General features: G+C 70.9%; 8 protein-coding genes. 4 read left to right on the top strand and 4 right to left on the bottom strand.

Annotated elements, in window-relative coordinates; all coding sequences use genetic code 11:
- Positions 1-92: 92 nt before the first annotated feature.
- A complete protein-coding gene (gene cobT / locus DXK32_RS20155; RefSeq protein ID WP_114860137.1) occupies positions 93-1121 on the bottom strand; it encodes a nicotinate-nucleotide--dimethylbenzimidazole phosphoribosyltransferase in 1029 nt (342 codons plus the stop codon).
- A 159-nt stretch (positions 1122-1280) separates the two neighbouring features.
- Here cobT and cobS point away from each other — a divergent pair, with 159 nt between their 5' ends.
- The 3 genes from cobS to DXK32_RS20140 are packed head-to-tail and all read left to right on the top strand — an operon-like array spanning position 1281 to position 3229.
- Positions 1281-2060 (top strand): adenosylcobinamide-GDP ribazoletransferase, encoded by a 780-nt coding sequence (cobS, locus tag DXK32_RS20150; RefSeq protein ID WP_114860136.1) that lies wholly within the window; start codon positions 1281-1283, stop codon positions 2058-2060.
- Entirely contained in the window at positions 2057-2683 is a 627-nt protein-coding gene (locus DXK32_RS20145; RefSeq protein ID WP_114860135.1) for a histidine phosphatase family protein, read from the top strand. The genes cobS and DXK32_RS20145 overlap by 4 nt, the downstream gene beginning before the upstream one ends.
- A gap of 36 nt (positions 2684-2719) precedes the next feature.
- Positions 2720-3229, top strand: a complete 510-nt coding sequence (locus tag DXK32_RS20140; RefSeq protein ID WP_014239309.1) for a pyridoxamine 5'-phosphate oxidase family protein — start codon at positions 2720-2722, stop codon at positions 3227-3229.
- A gap of 131 nt (positions 3230-3360) precedes the next feature.
- Here DXK32_RS20140 and lpxD read toward each other — a convergent pair whose 3' ends face one another.
- The 3 genes from lpxD to DXK32_RS20125 all read right to left on the bottom strand — a co-directional run bounded on the left by lpxD (position 3361) and on the right by DXK32_RS20125 (position 6180).
- Positions 3361-4476: a UDP-3-O-(3-hydroxymyristoyl)glucosamine N-acyltransferase gene (gene lpxD / locus DXK32_RS20135; protein ID WP_114860134.1), complete on the bottom strand. Its 1116-nt coding sequence runs from the start codon at positions 4474-4476 to the stop codon at positions 3361-3363.
- 80 nt (positions 4477-4556) lie between these two features.
- Complete coding sequence (locus DXK32_RS20130; RefSeq protein WP_114860133.1) at positions 4557-5393, bottom strand: ABC transporter permease; 837 nt, start codon at positions 5391-5393, stop codon at positions 4557-4559.
- Complete coding sequence (locus tag DXK32_RS20125; protein ID WP_114860132.1) at positions 5380-6180, bottom strand: ABC transporter ATP-binding protein; 801 nt, start codon at positions 6178-6180, stop codon at positions 5380-5382. The genes DXK32_RS20130 and DXK32_RS20125 overlap by 14 nt, the downstream gene beginning before the upstream one ends.
- Before the next feature lie 108 nt (positions 6181-6288).
- On the opposite strand from DXK32_RS20125, the gene DXK32_RS20120 reads away from it, so the two are divergent.
- Complete coding sequence (locus DXK32_RS20120; RefSeq protein WP_114860131.1) at positions 6289-7632, top strand: ActS/PrrB/RegB family redox-sensitive histidine kinase; 1344 nt, start codon at positions 6289-6291, stop codon at positions 7630-7632.
- The last annotated feature ends 2 nt before the right edge of the window (positions 7633-7634 follow it).

The raw sequence follows: 7634 nt of genomic DNA, 5'->3' as shown, positions 1-7634 counted from the left end.
CCCGGCCCTCCCCCGCTTCGCAGGGGAGGGAGAATGGTCCCCTCCCCCGCCCAGCGGGGGAGGGTTAGGGTGGGGGCAAAAGCCCCCCTTCCTCACACCCCGCGGGTGCTGACGCCCGCGTCGGCGAAGGTCGCCATGCCGGCGTGGCAGGCGCAGGCCGACTTCACGATGGTGATCGCCAGCGCCGCGCCCGAGCCCTCGCCCAGACGCATCCCCAGATCGAGCAGCGGCTCCTTGCCGATGGCCGCCAGCAGATGGTCGTGGCCCGGCTCGACCGAGCGGTGGGCGACCATGCAATGGTCGAGCGCCCGGCGGTCGGCCTTGAACAGCACCGCCGCCGCCGCCGTGCAGGCGTAGCCGTCGAGCAGCACCGGCACCCGCGCCATGCGGGCGGCCAGTATGGCGCCGGCGATGGCCGCCAGCTCATAGCCGCCGAAGCAGCGCAGCGCCTCGAACGGGTCGTCCTTGGCTTGCGGGTTGGCGGCCAGACCGGCCTCGACGGCGGCGACCTTGCGGGCCAGCCCCTCGTCGTCCACCCCGGTGCCGCGGCCCGTCCAGTCCTTGGCCTCCCCGCCGAACAGCGCGTGGCAGAGCGCCGCCGCCGCGGTGGAGTTGCCGATGCCCATCTCGCCGAGCGCCAGAAGCTGGACGCCCGTCTCCACAGCCATCATGCCGTAGGCCATCGCCTGGCAGCAGTCCTCCTCACCCATCGCCGGGCCTTCGGTGAAGTCGGCGGTGGGAGTGTCCAGGTCCAGCTCGTAGACGCGCAGGTCGGCGTCGGCCACCTCGCAGAGCTGGTTCACGGCGGCGCCGCCGTTCTGGAAGTTCTGGACCATCTGGGCGGTCACCGCCGCCGGGTAGGCCGAGACGCCGCGGGCGGCGACGCCGTGGTTGCCGGCGAAGACGGCGACGCGCGGGCGGCGCACCTCCGCCGGGTGCTGGCCTTGCCACGTCGCCATCCACTGGGCGATCTCCTCCAGCCGGCCGAGCGCACCCGCCGGCTTGGTGAGCTGCCGTTCGCGCTGGAGGGCCGCCGTGCCGGCGTCGAGGTCCGGCCCCGGCAGGTTGCGCACCAGCGCGCGGATTTCCTCGAAGGTGATGGCGGGCTGCGTGTTGCTCATGGCGAAAGGTCCTGGCGCTGACGGCAGAGGATGCGGTGAACGGTAAACAGCGGAAAAAGCGGCGCGACCTTGGACCATTCCCGATCCTCTGTCAAAGCGCCTCTCGTCCTGTCTGTTATCCGTTGCGGCGGGCCTGGGGTTGCCGTACTCCGAAGCGCCATGTCCGCAGATTCCCCCGCCCCGTCCCTCTCGCGCTGGACCTCCGATCTGGCGCTGGCCGTCGTCTTCCTGACGCGGCTGCCGCTGCGCCTGTCCGGCCCGCTGGCCGAGGACGCCCACGCCCGCGCCATGGGCTGGTTCCCCCTGGTCGGCGCCGGGGTTGGGCTGTTCGGCGGCGCCGTCTATGGGCTGGCCGCAATGGCCCATCTGCCGCCGCTGCCGGCGGCGCTGCTGGCGCTGGGCGCGATGGTCTGGCTGACCGGCGCCCTGCACGAGGACGGGGCGGCCGACGTCGCCGACGGCTTCGGCGGCGGGCGCGACAAGGCCCGCAAGCTGGAGATCATGCGGGACAGCCGGGTCGGCAGCTACGGCGTGCTCGCCATCGTCTTCTCGGTCACCGTCCGCGCCTCGGCGCTGGCGGCGCTGGCCGAACCGCGCCTCGTCATTCCCGCCCTGCTCGCCTCGGGCGCCCTGTCGCGCGGCGGCATGGCGGCGGTCGCCCGCTTCATGGACCCGGCCCGCGCCGACGGCCTCGCCGCCCGGCAGGGGCGCCCGTCGCCCGGCACGGTGGCTCTGTCGATTGTCCTGGCGCTGGCCGTGGCCGGGGCGGCGCTGAAGGGGCTGGCCCCCGCTGCGATTCTAGTGGCGATTCTGGCCGTCCTGGCGGTGGCGTGGCAGGCGCGGCGGCAGATCGGCGGCCACACCGGCGACGTGTTCGGCGCCGCGCAGCAGGTGGCGGAGGCCGCCGTTCTGCTCACCCTGGCCGCGACTGTTGCATGAAGAACACTCGCTGGTGGCTCATCCGCCACGCTCCCGTCCCGAATCCGGGCAAACTGATCTACGGGCGGAGCGACCCGGCCGCCGACACCGGCGATTCCGACGCGCTGGCGGCGCTGGCGGCGCGGCTGCCCGCGCAGGCGGTCTGGGTGACCTCGCACCTGCGCCGCACCCGCCAGACGGCCGCGGCGCTGCGCCTGCCCGGCAGCGACATGGCGCTGGTCGAGCGGGCGCTGGCCGAACAGGATTTCGGCCGCTGGGAAGGGCTGTCCCACGACGCGGTGGCGGCGTTGCATCCCGAGGAGGCCCGACGCTTCTGGAGCGACCCGGCGACGGAAGCCCCGCCCGACGGCGAGAGCTTCGCGGCGGTGATGGAGCGGGTGGGCGGCGCCGTCACCCGGCTGACCGACCTCTACGCCGGGCGCGACGTCGTGGCGGTGATCCATGGCGGGTCGATCCGCGCGGCGCTGGCGCTCGCCCTGGACCTGACTCCTCAGGCGGCGCTGCGGCTGGCGGTGGCGCCGCTCTCGCTGTCGCGGATCGACCATTACGCCCACGAGGGGGACGGCTCCTGGTCGGTCACGGCCCTGAACGCGCTTGGAACCTTTCCGGGCAGCCGGCGTTGACCGGACTCCGTTGGGCTACCAATAGAGGGTCAGACCATGGCAAGAAGTGCTGACGATCGCGAGGCCGCCGAGAAGCTCTGGGGCATGATCAAGGGCGTTCGCATCTGCATGATGACGACGCTGGACGAGAACGGCATTTTGCATTCCCGCCCGATGGCGACCCTGCCGCACGCGGGATTCGACGATGGAACCTTGTGGTTCTTTACGCGGGCCGACTCGCCGAAGGTCCATGAACTGAAGACGCACTGGCGCGTCAACCTGTCCTACGCCGACCCCGACAAGCAGGATTACGTGTCGGTGTCCGGCGTGGCGGAGACGGTGCGCGACCGCGACAAGATCCGCTTCCTGTGGCGGGACATCCTGTCCACCTGGTTCCCGCAGGGGGTGGACGACCCCGATCTGGCGCTGCTGAAGGTCAGCGTCGATCAGGCGGAATATTGGGACAGCCCGTCGAGCGCGATGGTCTACGCCTACGGCTATGTGAAGGCGAAGATCACCGGCGAGCCGCCGAAACCGGGCGATCACGCGAAGATCGCGTTCCAGTAGGGGAACAATCGCCCCCACCCTTCCCACGGCTTCGCCGCGGGCCCCTTCCCTCCCCCGCTGTCGCAGGAGAGGGAGCTTAGTCCCCTCCCCTGCGACAGCGGGGGAGGGTCAGGGAGGGGGCAAGTGCTCCCTTATTCGGACTTCCCCCCGCCATCCAGCGCGCCGACCCGCTTCTTCAGGTCGGTCACGTCCGCGTGCATCCGCTTCAGCCGGGCCAGCCCCTTGTACTGGTCGAAGGCGCGGTCGCGCGGCACCGCCGGATAGCCCATGTAGACGGCCTTGGCCGGGATGTCCGTCCCCACGCCGGAATTCGCCGCCACCACCGCGTCGTTGCCGATCTTCACGTGATCCGCCACGCCGACCTTGCCGGCCAGCACCACGCGGTCGCCGATGGTCGTGCTGCCGGCGATGCCGACATGGCCGCACAGCATGCAGTTGGTGCCGATCTGCACGTTGTGGCCGATCTGCACGAGGTTGTCGATCTTGGTGCCCGAGCCGATGCGGGTCGCCGTGATGGTGCCGCGGTCGATGGTCGCGTTCGCCCCGACCTCCACGTCGTCGCCCAGGATCACCGTGCCGATGGAGTTCACGCGGTGGATCAGCACATTGGTGCCGACCACCTTGCCCGTCGCCTTGGCCGATTCGACGCTGCCCGGCTCCGGCGTCACGAAGCTGAAGCCGTCGTTGCCGACCGCGGCGTTGGGGTGGATGATGCAGCGCTCGCCCATCACCACCCGCTCGCCGATGCGGGCGCCGGGATGCAGCAGGCAGTCCTTGCCGATCACCGCCTCCGCCCCCACCGTGGCGTGCGGCATGACGATCACGCCCTCGCCCAGCACCGCCTTCGGCCCGACATAGGCGAAGGGACCGACCGACACGCCCGCGCCCAGGATGGCCTCCGGCGCCACGAAGGCGGCGGGATGGACCCCCGGCTCGGCGTGGACCGGCTTCTCGAAGACGGTGGTCAGCCCGGCCATGGCGAAACGCGGGCGCTTCACGACGATCCAGCCCTTCAGGTTGGCCGGCGCCTCCGCGCCTTCCGCGATCACGGCGGCGACGGCCCGGCCGTTGGCCAGCAGTTCCGTCAGGCCCTTTTCCATGGCGAGCGCCAGATCCTCCGGCCCCTCGGCCTCCGACGGGTGGACGGCGCGGGCGATGGGCAGGGTGCCGTCGCCCTCCAGCGCGGCGCCCAGGGCGGCGGCGATCTCGGCGAGGGTGACCGGGGCGGCGGGGGAAACGGGAGTCATGGCGGCGCTCTGGCTGTCGGTCCGAAGTGGCCGGGACGCTACCACGGCGGGCCGGTGCTGGCGAGGCCCGGCGCTTTTTGTCATTCCCCGGTCTGCAGCAGAGCCCCGCGCACTCGCGCCTGATGGAAGGAGTAGAGGAAGGCGGCGCTGCACAGCCCCATGAACAGCGCGTTCAAGGCCACCGCCCAGGCCAGATGGTCCCACCGCATCGTGCCGTCGAACAGCACGGCGCGCATTCCCTCGAAGATGTGGGCGGAGGGCAGCGACAGGGCGATCCATTGCAGCCAGCCCGGCAGGACGCTGACCGGATAGTAGACGGCGCTGACCGGGGCGAGCATGAAGACGACGATCCAGGCCAACCCTTCCGCCCCCATGCCGTAGCGCAGGATCAGCGCCACGATGACCAGCCCCAGCGACCAGCCGAAGACGATCAGGTTGGCGAAGAAGCCGGCCAGCGGCAGCCCGAGGTCGAACAGCGAATAGCCGAACAGCGGAATCGCCAGCAGCGCCGCGGGAACGACGCCGATCACCGTGCGGATCAGGCTCATCCCGAACAGCGCCGTCACCCATTCCACGGGGCGCAGCGGGCTGACGAAGAGGTGGCCGAGATTGCGCGACCACATCTCCTCCAGGAAGGACACCGACACGCCGAGCTGGCCGCGGAACAGCACGTCCCATAGCAGCACCGCGCTGACCAGCACCCCCGCCCCCTGCGCCACCCAGGCGCTGGAGGAGGCCATGAACTGGTTGATGTAGCCCCACAGGATCATCTGCATGGTCGGCCAGTAGGCCAGTTCCAGGAAGCGCGGCCAGGAGCCGCGCAGCAGATACCAGTAGCGCAGCACCATCGCCCCGACCCGGCGCGGCGAGAAGGCGGGGTTGGCGTAGACCGGAACGGCGGCGTCACTCGGCGGCATCGGCAGCCTCCCGGTTGGCGTTCTCCGCGCCGGCGCGGTCGCGGGCGATGTCGAGGAACACCTCCTCCAGCGAGGTCCGGCCATAGCGGGCCAGCAGCCCCGACGGCGACCCACGGTCGACGATCCGCCCCTGGCGCATCATCAGCACGTCGTCGCACATCCGCTCCACCTCCAGCATGTTGTGGGAGGCGAGCAGGATAGTGGCCCCCGACTCCAGGCGGTAACGCTCCAGATAGGTGCGGATCCAGTCCGCCGTGTCGGGGTCGAGCGAGGCGGTCGGCTCGTCCAGCAGCAGAAGCTCCGGCCGGTTGAGCAGCGCCTTGGCCAGCGCCACCCGCGTCTTCTGGCCGGCCGACAGCCCGCCGGAAGGACGCTCCAGGAAGCGGGTCAGCTCCAGATGCTCGGCCAGCTCCTCCACCCGCCGCTTCACCCCTTTCAGGCCGTAGAGATGGCCGTAGACGGTCAGGTTCTCCCGCACGGTCAGCCGGTGCGGCAGCTCGACATAGGGCGAGGAGAAGTTCATGCGGGGCAGCGCCGCGTGACGGTGGCGCACCATGTCCACCCCCAGCACCTCCACCGTGCCGGAGGTCGGCAGCAGAAGCCCGAGCAGCATGGAGATGGTCGTCGTCTTGCCGGCCCCGTTGCCGCCGAGAAGCCCGGTGACCGACCCCGCCGCGACGGTGAAGGAGACGCCGTCCACGGCGGTGACCTCGCCGGACCGGGCGGTGCCGTAGCGTTTGGTCAGATTCTCGGCCCGGATGGCGTGCTGTTTTGCGCATTGATCCATAGGCGGAGAATATGGCCGCTTGGCGCGCAAACGCCAGAGTGGCAAAACAGCATCCGAGCCATTCGATGTGACGCCGCGGGAAGAGCGGCCCTGCCGGAAAGCCCGCCCATGACCGTGACCGGTTCCGCCACCGCCGCCTCGTCCCTCCGCCACGCCATGGCGCACGCCGGCCGTCCGGGTCCGGCGCAGTGGACCAACCTGGACGGGCGCGTCACGCTGCGCACCCTGATCCTGATCCGCTGGATCGCGGTGATCGGGCAGCTCGCCACCGTGGCGGCGGTGCAGCTCGTCATGGGCTTCCCGCTGCCGTTGGGGCCGGTGCTGGCGGCCATCGGGGCCTCGGTCCTGCTGAACCTCGTGGCGATGGCGCAGCGCGGCGGGCGGCTGCGGCTGGCCGACCGGGACGCGGCGCTCTATCTCGGCTATGACATGCTGCAGCTCACGCTGCTGCTCTATCTCACCGGCGGCCTTGCCAACCCCTTCGCCATCCTGCTGCTCGCCCCGATGACCGTGGCCGCGGCGATCCTGTCGCGCTACAGCGTGGTCCTGCTGACCGGGCTCAACCTCGTCTGCCTGACCGTGCTGGCGATGTGGCACTTCCCGCTGCCCTGGCCGGAGCCGATGCCCTCGGTCGCCCCGCTCTACGCCTTCGGCATCTGGCTGTCGCTGTCGGTGTCGGCCGGCTTCATCAGCGGCTACGTCTTCCGCGTGGCGGAGGAGGCGCGGCGCTTCGCCAACGCCCTGTCGGCCTCGCAGGTGGCGCTGGCGCGCGAGCAGCGGCTGTCCTCCCTGGGCGCGCTGGCCGCCGCCGCCGCGCACGAGCTGGGCTCGCCGCTCGGCACCATCGCGGTGGTGGCGAAGGAGCTGCTGCACGACATGCCGCCGGACAGCCCCTTCACCGAGGACGTGGCGCTTCTGCAAAGCCAGGTGATGCGCTGCCGCGAGATCCTGGCGGAGCTGGCCCGCAAGCCGGAAGCCGACGGCGGCGACCCGTTCGAGCGTCTGCCCCTGACCGCGCTGGTGGAGGCGGCGGGCGCGCCGCACCGGCTGGGCCACATCCAGTTCACGGTGGAGCGCAGCGACGGTTCCGTGGAAGAGGAACCGATCGTCCGCCGCAGCCCGGAGATCATCCACGGCCTGGGCAACTTCATCCAGAACGCCCACCAGTTCGCCGACGGGCGGGTGACGGTCGCCGCCTCCTGGGACGCCCGGTCGGCCACGGTGGTGGTGATGGACGACGGGCCGGGTTATCCCGCCCATCTGCTGAGCCGCATCGGCGAGCCCTACCTGTCGGCCAGAAGCGAGCGGTCGGGCCATATGGGGCTGGGAATCTTTATTGCACAAACGCTGCTAGAGAAAACGGGTGCCCTTGTAGCCTTTAGCAATAACCGTAGCGGCGGCGCGCGAGTTGTCGTACGTTGGGACCGTGGTGTCTTAGAACCAGAGGACTAGTG

It is taken from the genome of Azospirillum brasilense, from assembly GCF_003349955.1.
GTDB lineage: Bacteria > Pseudomonadota > Alphaproteobacteria > Azospirillales > Azospirillaceae > Azospirillum > Azospirillum brasilense_B.
Note: the sequence above shows the minus strand (reverse complement) of the source record. Positions and strands in the feature narration are given on the sequence as shown.

Excerpts from the sequence above, each read along its gene's own strand:
- cobT (WP_114860137.1), bottom strand. The coding sequence starts at position 1,121 with ATGAGCAACACGCAGCCCGCCATCACCTTCGAGGAAATCCGCGCGCTG.
- cobS (WP_114860136.1), top strand. The coding sequence starts at position 1,281 with ATGTCCGCAGATTCCCCCGCCCCGTCCCTCTCGCGCTGGACCTCCGAT.
- DXK32_RS20145 (WP_114860135.1), top strand. The coding sequence starts at position 2,057 with ATGAAGAACACTCGCTGGTGGCTCATCCGCCACGCTCCCGTCCCGAAT.
- DXK32_RS20140 (WP_014239309.1), top strand. The coding sequence starts at position 2,720 with ATGGCAAGAAGTGCTGACGATCGCGAGGCCGCCGAGAAGCTCTGGGGC.
- lpxD (WP_114860134.1), bottom strand. The coding sequence starts at position 4,476 with ATGACTCCCGTTTCCCCCGCCGCCCCGGTCACCCTCGCCGAGATCGCC.
- DXK32_RS20130 (WP_114860133.1), bottom strand. The coding sequence starts at position 5,393 with ATGCCGCCGAGTGACGCCGCCGTTCCGGTCTACGCCAACCCCGCCTTC.
- DXK32_RS20125 (WP_114860132.1), bottom strand. The coding sequence starts at position 6,180 with ATGGATCAATGCGCAAAACAGCACGCCATCCGGGCCGAGAATCTGACC.
- DXK32_RS20120 (WP_114860131.1), top strand. The coding sequence starts at position 6,289 with ATGACCGTGACCGGTTCCGCCACCGCCGCCTCGTCCCTCCGCCACGCC.